This is a genomic window from Kitasatospora sp. NPDC059648, assembly GCF_042734825.1.
Taxonomy (GTDB): domain Bacteria; phylum Actinomycetota; class Actinomycetes; order Streptomycetales; family Streptomycetaceae; genus Kitasatospora.
Map to the genome: position 1 here is coordinate 1 of NZ_JBHWDU010000074.1, position 20,878 is coordinate 20,878.

Below are 20,878 nucleotides of genomic sequence, written 5' to 3' on the forward strand. Positions count from 1 at the left end.
TCGCCGACTGCTTCCCCGCCCTCGACTACTTCGAGAACAGCGGCCTGCCCTTCGTCGTCGCCCTCAACGGCTTCGACGGCCACCAGCCGCACACCCCCGACGAGGTCCGCGAAGCCCTGCAGCTCGGCGCCGACACCCCGATCATCACCCTCGACGCCCGCCGCCGGGACAGCGCCAAGAGCGCCCTGATCACCCTGGTCGAGCACGCCCTGCTGGCCCGACTGCGGTGACCGGCATGCCTGTGGGCCGCGGGACTTCGCCGAGTCCAGCGGCCCACAGGGGGTTCCGGCGCGGCTACTCGGTCGGCTCCAGGCCGGCGCGGACCAGTCCGTAGGTGTACGCGTCCTCAAGTGCCAGCCAGGAGGCGGCGATCACGTTGTCGGCCACGCCGACCGTGGACCAGGTGGCGGTGCCGTCGGTGGACTCGATCAGCACCCGGGTCTTGGAGCCGGTGCCGTGCTGCCCCTCCAGGATGCGGACCTTGTAGTCCACCAACTCGAAGGTGGCCAGCGGCGGGTAGATGCCCTCCAGGGCCGTCCGCAGCGCCTGGTCCAGCGCGTTGACCGGCCCGTTGCCCTCGCCGACGGCGATCCGGCGCTCGCCCTTGGCCCACAGCTTGACGGTCGCCTCGTTGCCGGAAACCCCGTGCGGGCCCTGCTCGCTGATGGTCCGCCAGGACTCCAGCCGGTAGAAGCGCTCCCGGCTGCCGCGCACCTCGTCGCGCAGCAGCAGCTCGAAGGAGGCGTCGGCAGACTCGTAGGTGTAGCCGAGGTTCTCCTGCTCCTTCACCTTGGCCACCACCCGGCCGGCCAGGTCCCGGTCGGTGGACAGGTCGTAGCCGAGCTCCTTGCCCTTGAGCTCCACCGAGGCCCGGCCCGCCATGTCGGAGACCAGCATCCGCATGGTGTTGCCGACCAGCTCGGGGTCGGTGTGCTGGTACAGGTCCGGGTCGACCTTGATCGCGGAGGCGTGCAGGCCCGCCTTGTGGGCGAAGGCCGAGAAGCCGACGTACGGCTGGTGGGTGGACGGCGCCAGGTTGACCAGCTCGGCGATCGCGTGCGAGATCCGGGTCATCTCGGCCAGCCGGCCCGCGGGCAGCACCCGGCGGTCGTACTTCAGCTCCAGCGCGCCGACCACCGGGAACAGGTTGGCGTTGCCGACCCGCTCGCCGTAGCCGTTCGCGGTGCACTGCACGTGGGTGGCGCCGGCGTCCACCGCGGCCAGGGTGTTGGCCACCGCGCAGCCGGTGTCGTCCTGGGCGTGGATGCCGATCCGGGCGCCGGTCGCCGCGATCACGTCCGCGACGGTGTCCCGGACGCCGGCCGGCAGCATCCCGCCGTTGGTGTCGCACAGCACCACCACGTCCGCCCCGGCCCGGTGCGCGGTGCGGACCACCGCGAGGGCGTACTCGCGGTTCGCCCGGTACCCGTCGAAGAAGTGCTCGCAGTCCAGGAACACCCGGCGGCCCTGGGCGCGCAGGAACTCGACGCTGTCCCGGACCATCTCCAGGTTCTCGTCCAGGGTGGTGCGCAGCGCCAGCTCGACGTGCCGGTCGTGCGCCTTGGCGACCAGGGTGACCACGGGCGCACCGGAGGTGACCAGCGCGGCCAGCTGCGGGTCCTCGGCCGCCTTGCCGCCGGCCCGGCGGGTGGCGCCGAAGGCGACCAGTTGGGCACTGCGCAGCTCCAGCTCGGCGGCGGCGCGGGCGAAGAACTCGGTGTCCCGGGGGTTGGCGCCGGGCCAGCCGCCCTCGATGAAGCCGACCCCGAAATCGTCCAGGTGCCGGGCGATGGCCAGCTTGTCCGCCACCGTCAGGTTGATGCCCTCCCGCTGCGCGCCGTCACGCAGGGTGGTGTCGAACACGTGGAAGCTGTCGTCGGTACGGCTGGCCTCGGTCATGACCCCTGGTTCTCCGTTCGGGGAGGTTGGTACTGCTCTGCCGGATTCTCGTCCCGGCTCCACTGTCCAGGATCCCGCGCGCGGCCCCGGTGTCCCCCGGCCCCTCGTGGGGGCCGTCGGCCGGTCCGGGAAACAAAAAGACCCCTCGCGGGTGCGAGAGGTCTGCGCGCGGGTCTGGACGCTCGTGGTCGCTCCGCATCGGGTCCTGCGGAAGCGGTCACTGCGGACCGGCGCGCCTGCTGCTAATAATCAGCGAAAGCGAGGACACGCTCGCAGTCTGGCACAGCCTCCGGGATCCGGCCCGCCCGTCTCGCGATGCGAAACGGGGCAGGCCGGAGGGGGTTCCGGTGTCCGGATGATCAGACGATCTTGTGCAGCCAGTTGTGGGTGTCCGGCTGCTGGCCGCCCTGGATGGCCAGCAGGGCGCGGCGCAGCTCCATGGTGATCGGGCCGGGCTCGCCGTTGCCGACGGTCCAGTCGGCGGCCGCGGACTTCACCGAGCCGACCGGGGTGATGACGGCGGCGGTACCGCAGGCGAAGACCTCCGTGAGGGTGCCGTCGGCGTTCGCCTGCTGCCACTCGTCGGTGGAGATCTTCCGCTCCTCGACCGCGTAGCCCAGGTCGGTGGCGAGCTGGAGCAGCGAGTCGCGGGTGATGCCGGGCAGCAGCGCGCCGGACAGCTCCGGGGTGACGATCCTGGCGTCCTTGCCCTCGCCGAAGACGAAGTACAGGTTCATGCCGCCCATCTCCTCGACCCACCGGTGCTCGGCGGCGTCGAGCCAGACCACCTGGTCGCAGCCCTTCTCGGCGGCCTGGGCCTGGGCGACCAGCGAGGCCGCGTAGTTGCCCGCGCACTTGGCCGCGCCGGTGCCGCCGGGCGCGGCCCGGACGTACTCCTTGGACAGCCAGACCGAGACCGGCTTGATGCCGCCCTGGAAGTAGGCACCGGCCGGGGAGGCGATGATCATGAAGAGGTAGGAGTTCGCCGGGCGGACGCCCAGGCCGACCTCGGTGGCGAACATGAACGGACGCAGGTAGAGGCTCTGCTCCGGCTCGCTCGGAACCCAGGCCTGCTCCTGCTGGACCAGCAGCTCGACGGCCTCGACGAAGGTCTCCACCGGCAGCTCCGGCATCGCCAGGCGGCGGGCCGAGGCCTGGAAGCGCAGGGCGTTGGCCTCCGGGCGGAAGGTCGCGATGGAGCCGTCGGCCTGGCGGTAGGCCTTCAGCCCCTCGAAGATCGCCTGGCCGTAGTGCAGGGTCATGTTCGCCGGGTCCATCTCCACCGGCGCGTACGGGACCAGCTGTGCGTCGTGCCAACCGCGGCCCTCCGTCCAGCGGATGGTGACCATGTGGTCGGTGAAGACGCGGCCGAAGCCGGGGTTGGTCAGCCGGGCCTCGCGCTCCGCTGCGGGCAGCGGGTGGGCGGAGGGCTTGAGGTCGAACGTGATGGGCGCCTGGGTGGGCGTGCTCATGGCTGTTTCCTTCACCGTGGGGTTCGTTCGGGCCGCCACCGTCGAAGGGACGTTACGGCGATCCAGCGCCGGAACGCACGCACAACGGCACGGCCCACTGTCGATACTCGCATCCAGAGGGCCGTGCCGAACAGCTGCCCGCTCCTTGGGGAGCTGCAAGCTGCGGTTATGCGGTCCGGCCCACCTGGGCCGGATCCTTGTGCGGTCCGGCCCGTACGACCGGAGGTCCGTCTGCTCGGACCCGGCCCGTCAGCCGGATACTCGGCCGGCGAGCGCGTCGCCGACCTGGGAGGTGGAACGGGTGCCGGTGCGCTCGGCGAGGTCCGCCGCGACGGCGGCCTCGACCTTGGCGGCCTCGGCGGCGTAGCCGAGGTGCTCCAGCAGCATGGCGACCGACAGCACGGTGGCGGTCGGGTCGGCCTTGCCCTGGCCGGCGATGTCCGGCGCCGAGCCGTGCACCGGCTCGAACATCGACGGGAACTCGCCGCTCGGGTTGATGTTGCCGCTCGCGGCCAGGCCGATGCCGCCGGTGACGGCCGCGGCCAGGTCGGTCAGGATGTCGCCGAACAGGTTGTCGGTGACGATGACGTCGAAGCGCTCGGGCTGGGTGACGAAGAAGATCGTGGCCGCGTCGACGTGCAGGTAGTCGGTGGTGACCTCGGGGAACTCCCGGCCGACTTCGGCGAAGATCCGCGACCACAGGTGACCGGCGTGCACCAGGACGTTGTTCTTGTGCACCAGGGTGAGCTTCTTGCGCGGCCGCGCCTGGGCCCGGCGGTAGGCGTCGCGCACCACCCGCTCGATGCCGTACGCGGTGTTCAGGCTGACCTCGGTGGCCACCTCGTGCTCGGTGCCGGTGCGCAGCGAGCCGCCGTTGCCGACGTACGGGCCCTCGGTGCCCTCGCGGACGACCACGAAGTCGATCTCCGGCTGACCGGCCAGCGGGGACGTCACGCCGGGGAACAGCCGACCCGGCCGCAGGTTGATGTGGTGGTCGAAGGCGAACCGCAGCTTCAGCAGCAGCCCTCGCTCCAGCACCCCGGACGGCACGCTCGGGTCCCCGATGGCGCCCAGCAGGATGGCGTCGAACGCCTTGAGCTCCGCCAGCACGCTGTCCGGCAGCGTCTCCCCGGTCCGGTGGTAGCGCCGGGCCCCGAGGTCGTACTCGGTGGTCTCCAGCTTCACGTCGGCGGGAAGCACGGCTCCGAGGACCTTCAGGCCCTCGGCCACCACTTCCTGGCCGATGCCGTCACCCGGGACAACTGCGAGACGAATGGTGCGAGACATGCTCGGACCCTACTCCGGTGTCCCAGGTGCTGACACCTCACGTCCAGCATCTGGACGCAGCTCAACCTCCAGAGGGCAAGGGAGATCCAGTCGCAGGCGCTTTCGGAAGATGCCCGTCGGAATGTACTCGCCTGACACCGGGTCCAGGTGGTACGTGTGGAGCACTGGTCGGCCCTCGTCGCACTCGACGCGCCAGAAGTGGCGGATTCCGGCGGCGGCATACTTACGAGGCTTCAGCTCGCGGTCCCGCTCGACCGACTCCGCCATGACCACCTCTACGGCCAGGAGGACATCCTGGGCCATGCAGAACGTCTGGTCCGGGCCAGTGTCGGCCCGAGCGTCGACCACCATGACATCGGGCTCGGGTCGATTGCGCGGCGTCGAGCTTCAAGCCCATCCGGCACCAGACTTCGTATCCTCCCGGGACTTGCGCGTCCAGCTGTCGATCCAGCTCGCTCACCGTTCGCGAATGAAACGTCGTCTGACGAGGTGCGAAGATCAGACTGCCGAACAGCAGCTCGGTGTGCGCAGGAAGACCCCTCAGCCGGTCCAAGTCCTCTGCGACATAGCCAGCAGCCGGCGGCCTCAACCAGTCCGGCAACTCGTCAGGATCGATGCACTCGCCCACGGCCACACCGTGGCAGAGCACTGGCGCCTTCCGCTACTGAGCCACTCGTACGAGGGAGCGCGTGAGACGGGAGGTACGCCGGAGGCGCGCTTAGGGTGGCGTGATCCGGGATTCCTGGCAGAAACGGGGGGCGTGGGTGAAGGCCGAGCGGCGGCGGGAGGTGCTGGTCTGCGGGGGTGCGGCCGGGCTGGCGATTGGAGGGTTCGCGCTCGCCGCCGGGCTGCGCGGGCGGTGGCCGGCCGGAGCGGGCGCGGTCGCCGTGCCGTACCACGCGCACCTGTGGGACCTGCTGCACGGGCAGGCCGCCGGGGACCTGCTGTTCAACTGGAACAGCGGCTACGGCGTCCCGTTCCTGGCGGACTTCTTCGCCTACCTGATGAATCCGTTCTCCTGGCCGACCGCCTTGCTTCCCCGTGACCAGGGGCAGCTCGCCGTCTTCCTGGTCGCCCTGGCCACCATCGGGCTCGGCACCGCCCTGATGGCCCACCTGCTCGGCCGGGTGCACCCCGGCCCCCGGTGGCTGCGGGTGCTCGCCGCCGTCGGGTACGGACTCTGCGCCTGGGTGCTGGACGTGGGCGGGGCCGCGCCGATGTGGCTCTGGGGCCTGGTCTCGCTGCCGCTGCTCGGCCTGGTCGGGGACTGGTGCCTGCACGAGCGCCGCTGGGTGGCCGGTTCGCTGTGCGTCGCGCTGGTCTGGGCGGGCAACCTGTACACCGCCGCGCTGGCCACTCTGATGGCCGGACTCCTCTTCGCCGTACGGCTGTTCGCCACCCCGCGCGCCGTCCGGCACCGGGTCCGGGCGACCGGCCGGGCGATCACCCTGGCCGTCACCGGGGTGCTGCTCGCCTCCCCGGTGCTGTTCGTCGCCGTCCGGGCCGCGCGCGGCGCCCAGCCGGAGTCCCCGGTGCAGCCGCTCGGCCCGTCCGGGCTCGGCGGGCGCCTCGCCGAGCTGCTGCCCACCACGACCGGCGCGCGGCCGCTGCCGGACATCGCGATCGGGGTGCTCGGACTGCTGCTGGTGTGCGGGCTGCCGTTCAACCGCCGGGTGCGGATCCGCGAGCGGGCGGTCTGGTGCACGGCGCTGGTGCTGATCGTGCTCGGCTTCGTCTGGACCCCGACCGTGCTGGTCTGGCACGGCCTGGCGATCCCGGCCGGCGGGCCGTACCGGGTCGCCTTCGTGCTCAGCGGGCTGCTGGTGCTGGCCGGCTGGGTGTCGCTCGCCCACCGGCCGGACCTGCTCACCCTGCTGGGCGGCGCCGCCGTGGTCACGCTGGTCGTCGCGCTGGCGGCCGCCCGGCGCCCGGTGCACGCCTCCACCTGGGTGCTGCTGGGCGTCGGAAGCGCCGTCGTGCTCGCCGCGCTGTGGGTGCTGGAGCACCGGCACACCGACCGCCGGGCGAACGCCCTGGCCACCTGGGTGCTCGGCGGCGCGGTGCTCGGCAACGCCGTCTGGTCCGGGTACGCGTCGCTCGGCGCCGCCCCCGACGACTCCGTCCCCCCGGCCGCCGTCCGGGCCGGGCCCGCGGCCGTCCGGGCGGGCGCCGACTGGCCGGAAGGGCGCAGCGACCCCGGCCCGCACGCCTTCACCCCCAACGACCCGCTGCTGCTGAACGGCCAGGGCGGCGGCTACTTCAGCGGCTACCTGCCGACCGTCGTCGCCCAGCTGCTGCACGACCTCGGCGCGGGCTGGACGGCCGGCGGGCGGCAGACCGGGAGCGTCACCGACCCGGTCGGGCAGGCGCTGTTCGGGATCCGCGCCCACCTGGACGACGGGCCCCCGCCGCACGGCTTCACCCCCGGGCGGGCGCCGGCCCCGCCGCTGGTCACCGTGCTGCCGCGGGGTGCCCGGCCGGAGATGTCCTCGGTCTGGGCCCGTCAGGAGTCGCTGCTCGGCAGCCAGGTGTACGACGCCCCGCTGCCCGTCCCGGCCGGCGGCCCGACGCCCACCCTGCACGGCACCAGCGGCTGGTCGGTGCCGGGCGGCGGGGACGGCACGGTGTTCACCGTCGCCTGCACCCCGGGCTCGACCGCCTACTTCCACGGCGTCTGGTACGACGGCACGGTCAGCGGCCTGGACGCCAGCTACCGCAGCGACGGCGAGCAGCCCACCACGGCGGTGGCCGTCCACCGGCTGGGGACCGTCCCGGCGGACGGGGTGGTCCGGGTGACCCTGCGGTCGGACGTGACCAGCCAGGTCCCGGCCCGCCCGGTCGGCTGCCTGCGGACCGACGCCCTGGCGGCCGCCGTCACCCGCCTCGCCGCCACCGGCGCCACCCGCGTCGAGGCCGGCGGCCACACCGTCACGGCCGCGCTCCCGCCGGGCTCCACCGGCACCGCCCTGCTGTCCGTCCCCGCCACCGAGGGCTGGACCTGCGCCACCGACGGCGGCACCCCCGCCGCGCCCACCCCGGTCCTGGGCATGATCGGCGTTCCGCTCGGCGGCGGCGCCTCCCGCGTCTCCTGCGCCTTCCGCCCGCCCGGCCTCACCGAGGGCCTCACCGTCACCTCCGGTACGGCCGCCGCCATCGCCCTGGTCGCCGTCTTCAGCCGTCTCTCCCGCCGTCCCACCCGCACCCCGCGCCGCCAACGCCGCGCCGCCGCCCGGGCATAGGCCCGGACGGCGGCGGCAGAGCGGAAGGGGCAGCCCGCCGGTCGCTGCCGACGGGCCGCCCCTCCGGTACGGGCTACGGCAGGCTGCGGACCTCGGCCCTCCGGTCGGCCGGGTTGAGGTGGTACAGCAGCAGGAGCCGGGAGGTGTCGCCCGGGGAGCGGTGCACGTCGAGGACGGTGCCGGGGCCGGCGGGGGTCACCATCGCGGTCGGGCCGGTGAGGCCGGCCCGGACGGTGAGGGCCGGGTGCAGGACGTCCACCGGGACGGTGGGCCGGGTGCCGCGCAGCCCGATGGCGGAGTAGGCGTCGGCCGGGTCGGGCGTGCCGGGGGCGGTGGCGCCGGCCCAGACGCCGTAGCGGACGGTGCTGTGGCCGGGTCCGACGCCGGGCAGGGCGCTCAGCCGGACCGGCAGGACCACGACGTCGCTGTCCAGCAGCTCGGTGTCGGTGTCGCCCCAGTGGGCGTTGAGCGGCTGGACGTCGAGTTCGGCGCCGGTGCGCGCGTCGAGGGCGCGCGAGACCAGGACGTCGCTGCCGCGCATCCGGTCGGCCTTGAGGATCACGTCGGTGACGCCGTCCCCGTCGGTGTCCAGGGAAACCCGCACGCCGTACAGCCCGACCGGCGTGGCCGCCGGGGCCCACAGCCGCGCGCCGACGTACAGCAGGTCGGAGTCGACGGCGGCGCCCGCGGCCCGCAGGTCGGCGGCCCGGTCGCCGGGGTGCTCGACGCAGAGGTCCTGGGGCGGGGCGCCCGGCTCCGCCGTGCCCTCGGGCCGGATGCCCGCGCCGGGGCCGACGGCCTTGCCCGCGCCGGGCGGGCAGTCGGGCCAGCGGGGGCCCTCGCCGCCGAGCGCGAACGCGCTGACCAGTCCGGGCGCCTCGCCGGGGGCGGCGCTGCCGCCGAGGGTGACGAGGGTGCCGTCCCGGGCGGTCCGGGCGGAGGCGGTGACGCCGAGGTCGCCGGTCGGGCGCGGGGCGGCGAGCACCGGGACCCGCAGCTGCGGCAGGGCCTGGTCGCCGATCGGGCTGAGCAGCACCCGCCCGGAGATCTCGCCGCGGTAGCTGCGCGCCCGGCCGCCCTGCAGGGTGTCGATGGTCGGATCGGGCGTGCGCCCCAACTCCCCCGGTACGGAAAGCGTCACCCGCACCCGGGCGGTGCCGCCGGCCGGCACGTCGACCCGGGCCGGCGCCACCTGGAAGGCGGCGCCCGGCAGTTGGGTGGCCGCCGCGTAGCCGGTGCGGTAACTCACCGGCGCGGAGGAGTAGTTGCGCAGCTCGATCTCGCGGTCGAGGGCCGTCGGCCCGCCGACCTCGACCGGCCCGTAGGAGACTCCGACGCTGCCCGCCCGGGCGCCCTCCCCCGCCGCGTAGGCGACCACCGGGGTGCGGACGGCCCGGTCGGCCTGGGCCCGCCCGGCGCCGGTGCGTTCGGGCCCGTAGACCGGACCGCCGTGGTCGTCGCCGAGGTAGGTGTCCGTGCTGGTGTTCATCAGTGCGGCCTTGACCTGCTCGACCGGCCAGTCCGGGTGGGCGGCGCGGACCAGCGCGGCCAGGCCGGTGACGTGCGGGGCGGCCATCGAGGTGCCGTTCTCGCGCTGACCGCCGCTGCCGCTGCCGACCAGGGCGGACCAGATGGTCTCCCCGGGGGCGGCGAGGTCGGGCTTGACCACCCCGGGCAGGCCGATGCCCCGGGAGGTGAAGTCGGTGAGGGTGTCGGCCCTGGCCGGCTGGTTCTGCGCGACGGATCCGTGCAGCGGGTTGCCGGGCGCGGCGAGCCGGACCTGTGCGCCACCCTCGGCGGCGGCCTTCAGCAGCCGTTCGCCGTCCGCGCGGCCGAGCAGGACGGCGGGGATCCGGTCGTCGCCGGAGATCTCGGCGAGGTGCTCGGTGTCGGCGGCGTAGAGCGCGCCGATCGCCCCGGCGTCGGCGGCGTGGTCGGCGCGCGGGCCGGAGTTGCAGGCCCGGTCGGCATCGCGGGTGTGCCAGGTGAGCACGGCGATCCGGCCCTTCAGCCGCTGTCGGTCGGCCTCGCTGAAGTCCGTGCAGCCGTCCGTCTGGTCGAGGGGCACGGCGAGGGCGCCGCTGACCTCGGTGGTGGACCAGCCCCGGTAGCGCTCGCTCCAGTGGCCGGGCACGACCCCGGCGAGCGCGGCGGGGGCGAGCACGGTGATGCCGTCCACGTCGGCGTGCCCGTGCACGGAGGCGGCGACGGTGATCGCCCGCACGGCGGTGCCGGGACTGCCGCCGACGCCGTACACGTCGCCCTCGTTGCCCGCCGCCGCGACCACCACGGTGCCCAGTTCGGCGAGCCGGTCGACGGCCAGCGCGTCGGCGTCGTCCGGGCTGCCGAAGCGGCTGCCGAGGGACAGGTTGACCACGTCGAGCCGGTCGCCGAGGTCGCCGTCGCCGTTCGGGTCGGCGGCCAGGTCGAGCGCCTGGGTGAGCCGGTCGGTGGAGCCGTCGCAGCCGAACACCCGGATCGCGTACAGCTGCGCACCGGGGGCGGCGCCGGGGCCGATGCGGAACGAGGCCGGGTCGAGCCCGGGCCGGTAGGGGCCGGCGTACGGGTGGCCGTCGGCGGTGACGCCGTAGCCGGCGGCCGTACCGGCGACGTGGGTGCCGTGCCCGTTGCGCACGCAGTCGAGCGGGTTGTCGCTGGGGTGCGGGACGGGCTGGTGGTTCGGGGCGGTCGGGTCGGGGTTGTAGTCGTCGCCGACCAGGTCCTTGCCGCCGGTCACCTTGGCGTTGGGGAACAGCGCGGCCGGCGCGGGCTTGCCGCGCTCGACCGAGCGGAAGGCCTCCTCGGTGCCGGGGCCGCCGAAGTCGGCGTGGGTGTAGTCGATGCCGCTGTCGATGACGCCGATCCGCATGCCCTGGCCGGTGTTCCCCGCCACCGCCGCGTCCCCGGCCCAGACCTGCGGGGCACCGGTCAGCGGGACGGAGTAGGCGTTGTCGCGCTGCTTGTTCACGATCGGGTGGACGGCCCGGACACCGGGCAGCGCCCGCAGCGCGGGCAGCCGCTCGGCTGGGGCGTCGACCGCCAGCCCGGTGAGCAGGGTGTGGGTGCGGTAGAGCTCGCGGGCGGCGGGGGCCGACCGGCGAACGGCCTCGGCAAGCCGGTCCAGCGCGTCCCCGGCCCGGGTCCGCTGGGCGGCTCCGGCCCGGGCGGCGTCCCGCCGGACGGCCTCCGGCGAGCGCTGGTCCCGCCGGGCGGTGTCGGCGGCGCGCCGCCAGGCGGGGCCGGCCGCCTCGGTGGTGAGTTCGAGCAGGACGGAGGCCGTACGGCCCTGGCCGGCCGGCCCGCCGCTGGACGGGCCGCCCGCGGCCGGGGCGGCGGCGAGCGCCGCACCCCCGGCCAGCAGGGTCAGGGTGAGGCCGATCCGGGCGAGCGGTCGGCGGACGGGTGGCAGGCGCACGAGGGACCCTCTCCCCCGGCAGGGGGGGAATGATCCGCACACCGAGGAGGTCGCTGGCGCCCGCCCACACGGACGTCGATCACCCTTCCGGGGCCCCAAATTAGGATGATCGCGCCATCCGAGGCGAGCAACTTCCCTCGGGCGGACCTCAGTTGCACTCCACGGAGTGATGCGGCGTCAACCCGATCGGTTCAGTAGCCCGATGAACGCCACCCGCGGCGCCGCTCGGCCGCGCGGCCGGCGCTCAGTGGTGACCGGTGGCGCCGCCGTTGTCCCGGCGGTCCAGCGAACGCTGCAGCGCGGCGGCGGCGAAGGAGTTCCGCTCGGCGGCCCGCCGGCGGCGCGGGGCGCGGACGGGGGTGGCGGCAGGGGCGGGGGTGGCGTGGCGGTCGGCGGTGGTGGGCATACCGGGCTCCTTGGAAGCGGCGCGCGTCAAGCGCGGCATGAGAGGTGGGAGCGCGGAGCAGGGATCGCCTGCCCATGGGGGCGCGCACGCGCACACGGGCCGCGCGCCCTGGCTACAGGGGCGGCACACCGTGTGGCCCTTCCACGGTACGACCCCGCCCCGGCCGTGTCTGCTCGAATACTTGGATTTCCTAGTATCTGAGACGGCGGCCACCGCGAGAACGCAGCAGGGCCCGGACCGCCGTTCGAACGGCGGTCCGGGCCCTGGTCGGGCAGGGGGGAAGTCAGCCCAGGTCGACCGAGCGCGCGAAGCGGGCGCCGATCTCGGCGGCGATCACCGTCAGCACGTCCTGCGGGATCTCGCTGTCCACCGTGATGGAGGCGAGGGCGCTGCCGCCGTCCCGGGCGACCTGCATGCCCGCGATGTTGATGCCCGCGTCGCCGAGGTGGCGGCCGAGCACGCCGACCACGCCGGGGCGGTCCTCGTACTTGAAGAAGGCCATGTGGTCGGTGAGCGCCACGTCGACGTCGAAGGTGTCCACCCCGACGATCTTCTGGGTCTGCTTCGGGCCGGCCAGCGTGCCGGAGATGGCGATCTCCTCGCCGTTCGCCAGCGTGCCGCGCACGGTGATCACGTTGCGGTGCTCGGGGCTCTCGCTGGAGGTGGTCAGGCGGACCTCGACGCCGCGCTCCTGGGCGAACAGCGGGGCGTTGACGTAGGACACCGTCTCGGCCACGACGTCCTCGAACACACCCTTCAGAGCGGAGAGTTCGAGCACCTTCACGTCGTGCTGGGTGATCTCGCCGCGGACCTCGACGTCCAGGCGGACGGCCACCTCGCCGGCCAGCGCGGTGAAGATCCGGCCGAGCTTCTCGGCCAGCGGCAGGCCCGGGCGCACGTCCTCGGCGATCACGCCGCCCTGGACGTTGACCGCGTCCGGCACCAGCTCGCCGGCCAGCGCCAGGCGCACCGACCTGGCGACCGCGATGCCGGCCTTCTCCTGCGCCTCGTCGGTGGAGGCGCCCAGGTGCGGGGTGGCGACCACGTTGTCGAAGGCGAACAGCGGGGAGTCGGTGCACGGCTCCTTGGCGTACACGTCCAGGCCCGCGCCGGCCACCCGGCCCTCGCGCAGGGCGTCGGCGAGCGCCTCCTCGTCCACGATGCCGCCGCGGGCGGCGTTGACGATGCGCACGCTCGGCTTGACCTTGTGCAGCGCCTCGTCGCCGATCAGGCCGATCGTCTCGGGGGTCTTGGGGAGGTGGACGGTGATGAAGTCCGAGACCTCCAGCAGCTCCTCCAGCGAGACGAGCTTGACGCCCATCTGCGCGGCGCGGGCGGCCTGGATGTAGGGGTCGTACGCGACGATCTTCATCCCGAACGCGGACATCCGCTGGGCGACCAGGACGCCGATCCGGCCGAGGCCGACCACGCCGAGGGTCTTCTCGCTCAGCTCGACGCCGGTGTACTTGTTGCGCTTCCACTCGCCCTGCTTGAGCGCCGCGTTGGCCGGGGCGATGTTGCGGGCGACGGAGATCAGCAGGCCGCAGGCGAGTTCGGCGGCGGTGACGATGTTGGAGGTCGGCGCGTTGACGACCATCACCCCGGCCTTGGTGGCGGCGGCGACGTCCACGTTGTCCAGGCCGACGCCGGCCCGGGCGACCACCTTGAGCTTGCGGGCGGCGGCCAGCGCCTCGGCGTCGACCTTGGTGGCGGAGCGGATCAGGATCGCGTCGACGTCGGCGATCGCGGTGAGCAGCTCGGTGCGGTCGGCGCCGTTGCAGTGGCGGATCTCGAAGTCGGGGCCGAGGGCGTCGACGGTGGCGGGCGAAAGCTCTTCGGCGATCAGTACTACGCCAGTTTTCACAGTTGTGGCAGCGCTCACGACAGTGGGTCCTTAACTGTCCGGTTCCCCCGGGCACGTAGGTGGCGTGGAGGGCGGGGGAAGGTGGCATGGCCGCGTAGGTAGACGCACGACGCTGTGGGCCTGACGCGCACTCGGGAGTGTATCGGCGGGCAGGGTGCGGGGCTGCTCCCGTCCGGCGAAATCACCCGGACGGGAGCAGCCTACTTGTACAAGGACCCTTGGGAATTGGGCCCGGCAGAAGCTCGGGGGCGGAAGGCTCAGGCCTTCTCGTTGACCCAGCTCATCAGCGAGCGCAGCTTCTTGCCGGTGGTCTCCAGCAGGTGGTCCTCGTCGGCCTTCTTGTACTCGTTGTACTTGGGCAGGCCCGCCTTGTACTCGGCGATCCAGGTCTTGGCGAAGGTGCCGTCCTGGATCTCGGCGAGGACCTTCCTCATCTCGGCCTTGGTGTCGGCGGTGATGATGCGCGGACCGGTGACGTAGTCGCCCCACTCGGCGGTCTCGGAGACCGACCAGCGCATCTTCTCCAGGCCGCCCTCGTACATCAGGTCGACGATCAGCTTCAGCTCGTGCAGGCACTCGAAGTAGGCGATCTCCGGCTGGTAGCCGGCCTCGACCAGGGTCTCGAAACCGGCCTTCACCAGGGCGGCGGTGCCACCGCAGAGGACGGCCTGCTCACCGAACAGGTCGGTCTCGGTCTCCTCGGTGAAGGTGGTCTTGATGACGCCGGCCTTGGTGGCGCCCAGGCCCTTGGCGTACGACAGGGCCAGGTCGAAGGCCTTGCCGGAGGCGTTCTGCTCGACCGCGACGATCGCCGGGACGCCGCGGCCCTCCTCGTACTGGCGGCGGACCAGGTGGCCCGGGCCCTTCGGGGCGACCATGCAGACGTCGACGTCCGCCGGGGGCTTGATGAAGCCGTAGCGGATGTTCAGGCCGTGGCCGAAGAACAGGGCGTCGCCGGCCTTCAGGTGCGGGGCGATGTCGGCCTCGTAGACGTCGGCCTGGATCGGGTCCGGGACCAGGATCATGATGACGTCGGCCTCGGCCGCGGCCTCGGCCGGGGTGACCACGCGCAGGCCGGCCTCCTCGGCCTTCGCGCGGGACTTGGACTCCGGCTTCAGGCCGACCCGGACGTCGGCGCCGGAGTCGCGCAGGGACAGCGCGTGGGCGTGGCCCTGGCTGCCGTAGCCGATGACCGCGACCTTGCGGCCCTGGATGATGGACAGGTCGGCGTCGTCTTCGTAGAACAGCTCGGCCACGGGGGCACATCTCCTTGCGTGTTGGTGCCGGGTGCGCGGTTCCTACCGTATGTGCACCCGGCGTGGGTGCGGGTCTTTGCTACTGACGAACTGAGAAGCGCGGGTCAGGCGCTGCGGTCGAGGGCGCGCAGCGAGCGGTCCGTGATGGAACGCGCGCCGCGGCCGATGGCGACCAGGCCGGACTGGACCAACTCCTTGATGCCGTACGGCTCCAGCATCCGGAGCATGGCCTCCAGCTTGTCCGAACTGCCGGTGGCCTCGATGGTCACCGCTTCGGGCGACACGTCGACGGTCTTGGCACGGAACAGCTGGACGATCTCGACGATCTGCGACCGGGTCTCGTTGTCGGCGCGGACCTTCACCAGGACCAGTTCCCGCTGGATCGCAGCGGACTGGTCGAGTTCGACGATCTTTATCACGTTCACGAGCTTGTTGAGCTGCTTGGTGACCTGTTCCAGCGGGAGGTCCTCGACGTTGACCACGATCGTCATCCGGGACACGTCCGGGTGCTCGGTCGGGCCGACGGCGAGGGAGTCGATGTTGAAGCCCCGACGGGAGAACAGCGCGGCGATGCGGGCGAGCACGCCGGGCTTGTTCTCGACCAGGACGGAGAGGGTGTGCTTGGACATGTGGTTCCTCAGTCGTTCTGGGTTGGCAGGGCCGTCAGTCGAGGTCGTCGCCGAAGTCGGGGCGGACGCCCTTGGCGAACTGGATCTCGTCGTTGCTGGTACCGGCCGCGACCATCGGCCACACCATCGCGTCCTGGTGCACGATGAAGTCGATGACCACCGGGCGGTCGTTGATCTCCATCGCCTGCTCGATGACCGCGTCCAGGTCCTCGGGGCGCTCGCAGCGCAGGCCGACGCAGCCCATCGCCTCGGACAGCTTGACGAAGTCGGGGATCCGGGTGCCCTGGGCCGGCGGCGCGATGCCGTCGTGGTCGGGGCCGGAGTGCAGCACGGTGTTGGAGTAGCGCTGGTTGTAGAACAGCGTCTGCCACTGCCGGACCATGCCCAGCGAGCCGTTGTTGATGACCGCGACCTTGATCGGGATGTCGTTCAGGGCGCAGGTGACCAGCTCCTGGTTGGTCATCTGGAAGCAGCCGTCGCCGTCGATGGCCCAGACCGCCGCCTCCGGGCGGCCCGCCTTGGCGCCCATCGCCGCCGGGACGGCGTAGCCCATGGTGCCGGCGCCGCCGGAGTTGAGCCAGGTGCCGGGCTTCTCGAAGCGGATGTACTGCGAGCTCCACATCTGGTGCTGGCCGACGCCCGCGGCGTAGATCGCCTCCGGGCCGACCAGCTGGCCGATCCGCTCGATGACCTGCTGCGGGGAGAGCTGGCCGTTCGGGGCCGGCTCGAAGCCCAGCGGGTAGGTCTTCTTCCACTCGTCGAGCTTCTCCCACCACTCCGCGTAGTCGCCCTTGTGGCCGGCGTCGAACTCGGCCTGGACCGCGACGATGAGGTCGGCCAGCACCTCGCGGGCGTCGCCGACGATCGGCACGTCCGCCGGGCGGTTCTTGCCGATCTCGGCCGGATCGATGTCCGCGTGCACGATCTTGGCGTACGGCGCGAAGCTGTCCAGCCTGCCGGTGACCCGGTCGTCGAAGCGGGCGCCGAGGGTGAACAGCAGGTCCGACTTCTGCAGTGCGGTGACGGCCGGGACGGAGCCGTGCATCCCGGGCATGCCCAGGTGCTGCGGGTGGCTGTCCGGGAAGGCGCCGAGCGCCATCAGGGTGGTGACGACCGGGGCGCCGGTCAGCTCGGCGAGGATCCGCAGCTCGGCGGTGGCCTGCGCCTTGATGACGCCGCCGCCGACGTAGAGGACCGGCCGCTTGCTGCTGACCAGCATCTTCGCGGCCTCGCGGATCTGCTTGGCATGCGGCTTGGTGACCGGCCGGTAGCCGGGCAGCGCGGTCTCGACCGGCCAGCGGAAGGTGGTGGTGGCCTGCAGCGCGTCCTTGGCGATGTCGACCAGGACCGGGCCGGGGCGGCCGGTGGCGGCGATGTGGAAGGCCTCGGCGATCACCCGGGGGATCTCGGCCGGGTCGGTCACCAGGTAGTTGTGCTTGGTGATCGGCATCGTGATGCCGCAGATGTCCGCCTCCTGGAAGGCGTCGGTGCCGATCGCCTTGGACGAGACCTGGCCGGTGATCGCGACCATCGGCACCGAGTCCATGTAGGCGTCGGCGATCGGGGTGACCAGGTTGGTCGCGCCGGGGCCGGAGGTGGCCATGCAGACACCGACCTTGCCGGTGGCCTGGGCGTAGCCGGTGGCGGCGTGGCCGGCGCCCTGCTCGTGGCGGACCAGGATGTGGCGCACCTTGACCGAGTCCATCAGCGGGTCGTACGCGGGAAGGATGGCCCCGCCCGGGATGCCGAAGACGGTGTCCGCGCCCACGGCTTCGAGCGAGCGGATGAGCGACTGGGCTCCGGTCATGGTCTCGGCGACGTGCTGGGGAGCGGGAGCGTGGGCGGCCGGGTTGTCCCCGCGGCGGGGGGATGCGGCGTGCTCGGTCATCTGCCTGTCTCTTCTCGGGTTTTGCCGGCCCGGTACTGCGGGCCCCGGTGGTGCGAGGGTGGGGTCCCGGTCCGGGCCGATCGCCGGCTCTGCCTCAATCGTCCCGCTCGATCCGACGAGTCGGACCCTCCGGGGGCGGTCGGGGCCAGGGGTCTTGCGGTGGGAACAGCGTCAGTGCAACAAAAAACCCCTCGTGCCCAAGGGCATGCGAGGGGTGGCGCGTCGGTCTGTCACGAGCGGGGCGTGCGAGCCCACTCAGCCGACGCGCCCGCCAAGTACGAGAATTCGGGTGCGCATGGCAACGACCTTCCTCCCGTCCGGGGTGGCGTGTCAAGCAGGTGGGACGACCGTCTCGCCATGCGGACCGGCTCCCGGACCGGCGGCGGCCGGGTGTTCGGGCAGGTCGGAGGCCCCGTGGTGATGTGCGACACGTCCTCCCGCGGCGTCCGGACGGCCACCCGTACGGGTGTCCGCGGCGAGGTGGGCGCGGCGGGCGGACAGCGAGCCGAGCGGCTTGGGCAGCGGGTAGCCGCGGCGGGCCAGCGCCCGGCGCAGCCGGGTCTCGTCCAGCGGCGGGGCGAAGGCCGAGCCCTGGGCCTGCCGGCAGCCCAGCTCCTGCAGCGCGGCGACCTGCCGGGGCAGGTCCACCCCCTCGGCGGCGGTGGCCATCCCGAGGTCCCGGCCGAGCCGCAGGGCGTGCCCGGCCAGGGTGCGGCTGAGCGCGGACTCGCCGAGGTCCCGGACCAGCGTGCGGTCCAGCTTGAGCCCGTCCAGCGGCAGCCGGGCGAGCGCGCCCAGCGAGCCGCTGCCGGCGCCGTAGCCGGCCAGCCAGGTGGAGACGCCGAGTCCGCGCAGGGCGGCCAGCCGGCGGCCGAGTTCGTCGGCGAGCCGGTCCGGGCCCATCCGGGCCACCTCGATCACCAGCTCGCCGGCCGGCAGCCCGGTGTCGCGCAGCGCCGCGGCCACCGTCTCGTACAGGCCGGGTGAGCAGAGCCGCTCGGCGGAGAGCCGGACGGCCACCGGGACGGGCAGCGGCGCGCCGCCGCGGCCCCGGCCGGACACCACGCGCCGGTCGGCGGCGGCCGTGACCGCCTCCTGCACCAGCCAGCGGGAGAAGCGGGCGGCCGCGTCGCCGTGTTCGGCCGAGCGCAGGAACTCGGCCGGGGTGAGCAGCAGGCCGCCCGCCGAGCGCCAGCGGGCCTGGGCCTCGACGGCGGTCACCACGCCGCTCCCGAGGTCCACCACGGGCTGGTGGAGCAGGGTGAAGCCGCCCTCCCGGACGGCCACCCGCAGCCGCTCCTCCAGCTCGGTGCGGCGCTCCAGGTCGGCCCGCATCGCGGGCGCGTAGAGCACCACCCGGCCCTTGCCCTCGGACTTGGCCCGGTACATCGCGAGGTCGGCGTTGCGCATCAGCTCGTCGGCCGCGGCTCTCGGGTCGGCGGCGGGGCCGCGTTCGGGGGTGCCGAAGGCGATGCCGATGCTGGCGGCGACGCCGAGTTCGACGCCGCCGATCCAGTACGGCTCGGAGAGCGCGACCCTCAGCCGCTCGGCCAGCTCCTGGACCTGCAGCGTGCCGAGCGGGCCGCAGACCAGCGCGGCGAACTCGTCGCCGCCGAACCGGGCGACGGTGTCCCCGCAGCGGACGGCGCCCTGCAGCCGGCGGGCGGCCTGCACCAGCAGTTCGTCGCCGACCTGGTGGCCGGCGGTGTCGTTGACCGCCTTGAAGCCGTCCAGGTCGAGGAAGAGCACGGCGATGCCGGCGCCCGTTCCGTCCTGCTGGCCGCGGGTGCCGAGCGCGGCGCGCAGCCGCTGGGCGAACAGCGCGCGGTTGGGCAGGTCGGTGAGCGGGTCGTGGAAGGCGTTGTGCTGCAACTGGGCCTGGAGCATGACGCGTTCGGTGACGTCCCGGCTGTTGAGCAGCAGACCGTCGCGGTGCCGGCTGACCGTCGACTCGACGTGCAGCCACTCGCCGACGCCGGAGCTGATCCGGCACTCCACCCGGGCCGAGGACTCGACGGTGCCCGGGGCGCGGTGGGCGGCCAGCCGGACCCGCGCGAGGTAGCGGCGGACCTCGGAGAGCACCCGGCCGACATCCTCGGGGTGGACCAGGTCCAGCAGGTTGCCGCCGACCAGTTCCTCCGGATCCCGCCCGTAGACGCCGAGCGCCGCCGGGGAGACGTACGAGAGCACGCCGTTGGCCCCGGCGATCATGATGACGTCGCTGGAGCCCTGCACCAGGGAACGGAAGTGCGCCTCCTTGTGGGCGAGTTCCTGGGCCAGCGACAGGTTGTCGAGCAGCATCACGCCTTGCCTGAGGATCAGTGCCAGCCCGACGGTGCACGCGGCCGCGGCCACCACGCGGTCCAACTGGCGCCCGCCGAGGGCGTTGTAGAGGATTCCGGCGGTGCACACCGCGGCGGCCGCGTACGGGGTGAGCACACTGAAGGTGGTGGCCACCCGGCGGCGCGGCAGCCCGCCGGCCGAGGGGTGCTCGCGCAGCGGGCGGCGCCGGCGCGGGGACCACGGCGCCCAGGCGAGCAGCAGGCTGCCGGAGAACCAGCCCGCGTCCAGCAGTTCGCCGGAGTGGTAGGTGCTGTGCAGCTCCGGGGAGGTGAACAGGGCGTCGCAGGTCACGGTGACGGCGAGCGCGAGCATCGCGGTGTGCACCGCGGCCCGGTTGCCGCCCCGGCCGCCGAAGCGCAGCCCCACCACCAGGCTGACCAGCAGGATGTCCAGCACCGGGTAGGCCAGGTTGAGGGCCAGCCGCAACGGGGAGCCGCTCTCGCCGGCCGCGATCCGGCCGAGCGCCAGGCTCCAGCTGAGGGTGAACAGCGAGCCGGCGATCAGCCAGCCGTCGAGCAGCAGGCACAGCCAGCCGGCCGCCGAGCGCGGGTGCTGGGCGAGCACCAGGACACCGGTGATGGCGAGCGGGGCGAACAGCAGGAAGGCGTAGTCGGCGAGCGAGTCCCGCGGCGGCTGGGTCCGCACGACCAGTTCGTACCAGCCCCAGGTGCCGTTGCCGAGGGAGACCATGAACGAGGAGAGGCCGAACAGCAGCCAGGCCGGGCGGGCGTGGCCGCCGACCGTGCAGCCGTGCACCAGGCAGGACAGGGCGGCCGCGAGGGCGGCCGCGGCCAGTCCGAAGTCACCCATGAAGATGGAGAGTTGACACGAGCCCCAGCCGGCGGCGGCACCCAGCGCGTAGGCCAGGCAGAGCCCGCCGAGGGCGAGCCCGGGCAGCGCGCGGCTCTCCCTGAGCCGGCGCAGCGGGCCGCGCCCGGCGGGCGCCGGCGGCTCGGCGGCGGACGTCTCGGTGGGCGGTACGCCCGGTCGTCCGGATCCGGGCAGCACCGTATCGGTGGAGCTCACTCGGCCTCTCCCCCTCCGGCCCGGGACCTGGCGCCCCGGCCACGGGCCACCGGCCGCGCACCTCTCGGCCGTACGCGGTGGCCTGGCGCCCCGTCAGGACGGTGACCCAGGGGGCGGGCTGCCTTCCGGCCGCCGCACCGCACCGATGCTCCCG

Annotated in this window: 12 protein-coding genes and 1 pseudogene; 2 read left to right on the forward strand and 11 right to left on the reverse strand. The window is 73.5% G+C overall.

From position 1 onward, the window contains the following. Positions 1-230 (forward strand): annotated as a pseudogene (locus ACFV1W_RS31115) (ATP-binding protein); the annotation flags it as partial. Positions 231-294: 64 nt separating this feature from the next. Here the strand turns inward: ACFV1W_RS31115 and cimA are convergent. From cimA to ACFV1W_RS31135, 4 genes are all read right to left on the reverse strand, one after another. Beyond that, complete coding sequence (gene cimA, locus ACFV1W_RS31120; protein ID WP_380420597.1) at positions 295-1,899, reverse strand: citramalate synthase; 1,605 nt, start codon at positions 1,897-1,899, stop codon at positions 295-297. A gap of 359 nt (positions 1,900-2,258) precedes the next feature. Further along, positions 2,259-3,371 (reverse strand): branched-chain amino acid aminotransferase, encoded by a 1,113-nt coding sequence (locus ACFV1W_RS31125; RefSeq protein WP_380420598.1) that lies wholly within the window; start codon positions 3,369-3,371, stop codon positions 2,259-2,261. Positions 3,372-3,620: 249 nt separating this feature from the next. After that, complete coding sequence (locus ACFV1W_RS31130; protein WP_380420599.1) at positions 3,621-4,658, reverse strand: 3-isopropylmalate dehydrogenase; 1,038 nt, start codon at positions 4,656-4,658, stop codon at positions 3,621-3,623. A gap of 9 nt (positions 4,659-4,667) precedes the next feature. Then, a complete protein-coding gene (locus ACFV1W_RS31135) occupies positions 4,668-5,009 on the reverse strand; it encodes a Uma2 family endonuclease (RefSeq protein ID WP_380420600.1) in 342 nt (113 codons plus the stop codon). 413 nt (positions 5,010-5,422) lie between these two features. Here ACFV1W_RS31135 and ACFV1W_RS31140 point away from each other — a divergent pair, with 413 nt between their 5' ends. Next, entirely contained in the window at positions 5,423-7,897 is a 2,475-nt protein-coding gene (locus ACFV1W_RS31140; RefSeq protein ID WP_380420601.1) for a YfhO family protein, read from the forward strand. A 73-nt stretch (positions 7,898-7,970) separates the two neighbouring features. Here the strand turns inward: ACFV1W_RS31140 and ACFV1W_RS31145 are convergent, their stop codons facing one another. The 7 genes from ACFV1W_RS31145 to ACFV1W_RS31175 form a co-directional block, all read right to left on the reverse strand. Beyond that, positions 7,971-11,312, reverse strand: a complete 3,342-nt coding sequence (locus ACFV1W_RS31145) for a S8 family serine peptidase (protein ID WP_380420602.1) — start codon at positions 11,310-11,312, stop codon at positions 7,971-7,973. Between the two features lie 244 nt (positions 11,313-11,556). Next, positions 11,557-11,718 carry a hypothetical protein gene (locus tag ACFV1W_RS31150; RefSeq protein ID WP_380420603.1) on the reverse strand — a complete coding sequence of 54 codons (162 nt, stop codon included), beginning with the start codon at positions 11,716-11,718 and terminating at the stop codon, positions 11,557-11,559. A 283-nt stretch (positions 11,719-12,001) separates the two neighbouring features. Then, positions 12,002-13,582: a phosphoglycerate dehydrogenase gene (serA, locus tag ACFV1W_RS31155; RefSeq protein ID WP_380420619.1), complete on the reverse strand. Its 1,581-nt coding sequence runs from the start codon at positions 13,580-13,582 to the stop codon at positions 12,002-12,004. A 257-nt stretch (positions 13,583-13,839) separates the two neighbouring features. Further along, positions 13,840-14,838 carry a ketol-acid reductoisomerase gene (gene ilvC, locus ACFV1W_RS31160; RefSeq protein ID WP_380420604.1) on the reverse strand — a complete coding sequence of 333 codons (999 nt, stop codon included), beginning with the start codon at positions 14,836-14,838 and terminating at the stop codon, positions 13,840-13,842. A 104-nt stretch (positions 14,839-14,942) separates the two neighbouring features. Then, a complete protein-coding gene (ilvN, locus tag ACFV1W_RS31165) occupies positions 14,943-15,467 on the reverse strand; it encodes an acetolactate synthase small subunit (RefSeq protein ID WP_030286969.1) in 525 nt (174 codons plus the stop codon). Positions 15,468-15,501: 34 nt separating this feature from the next. Then, positions 15,502-17,355 carry an acetolactate synthase large subunit gene (locus tag ACFV1W_RS31170; RefSeq protein ID WP_380420605.1) on the reverse strand — a complete coding sequence of 618 codons (1,854 nt, stop codon included), beginning with the start codon at positions 17,353-17,355 and terminating at the stop codon, positions 15,502-15,504. Positions 17,356-17,685: 330 nt separating this feature from the next. Then, positions 17,686-20,622: a putative bifunctional diguanylate cyclase/phosphodiesterase gene (locus ACFV1W_RS31175; protein WP_380420620.1), complete on the reverse strand. Its 2,937-nt coding sequence runs from the start codon at positions 20,620-20,622 to the stop codon at positions 17,686-17,688. Positions 20,623-20,878 lie beyond the last annotated feature (256 nt).

Coding starts and splice junctions, on each gene's coding strand:
- cimA (WP_380420597.1), bottom strand. CDS start 1,899: ATGACCGAGGCCAGCCGTACCGACGACAGCTTCCACGTGTTCGACACC.
- ACFV1W_RS31125 (WP_380420598.1), bottom strand. CDS start 3,371: ATGAGCACGCCCACCCAGGCGCCCATCACGTTCGACCTCAAGCCCTCC.
- ACFV1W_RS31130 (WP_380420599.1), bottom strand. CDS start 4,658: ATGTCTCGCACCATTCGTCTCGCAGTTGTCCCGGGTGACGGCATCGGC.
- ACFV1W_RS31135 (WP_380420600.1), bottom strand. CDS start 5,009: ATGGTGGTCGACGCTCGGGCCGACACTGGCCCGGACCAGACGTTCTGC.
- ACFV1W_RS31150 (WP_380420603.1), bottom strand. CDS start 11,718: ATGCCCACCACCGCCGACCGCCACGCCACCCCCGCCCCTGCCGCCACC.
- ilvN (WP_030286969.1), bottom strand. CDS start 15,467: ATGTCCAAGCACACCCTCTCCGTCCTGGTCGAGAACAAGCCCGGCGTG.
- ACFV1W_RS31170 (WP_380420605.1), bottom strand. CDS start 17,355: ATGACCGAGCACGCCGCATCCCCCCGCCGCGGGGACAACCCGGCCGCC.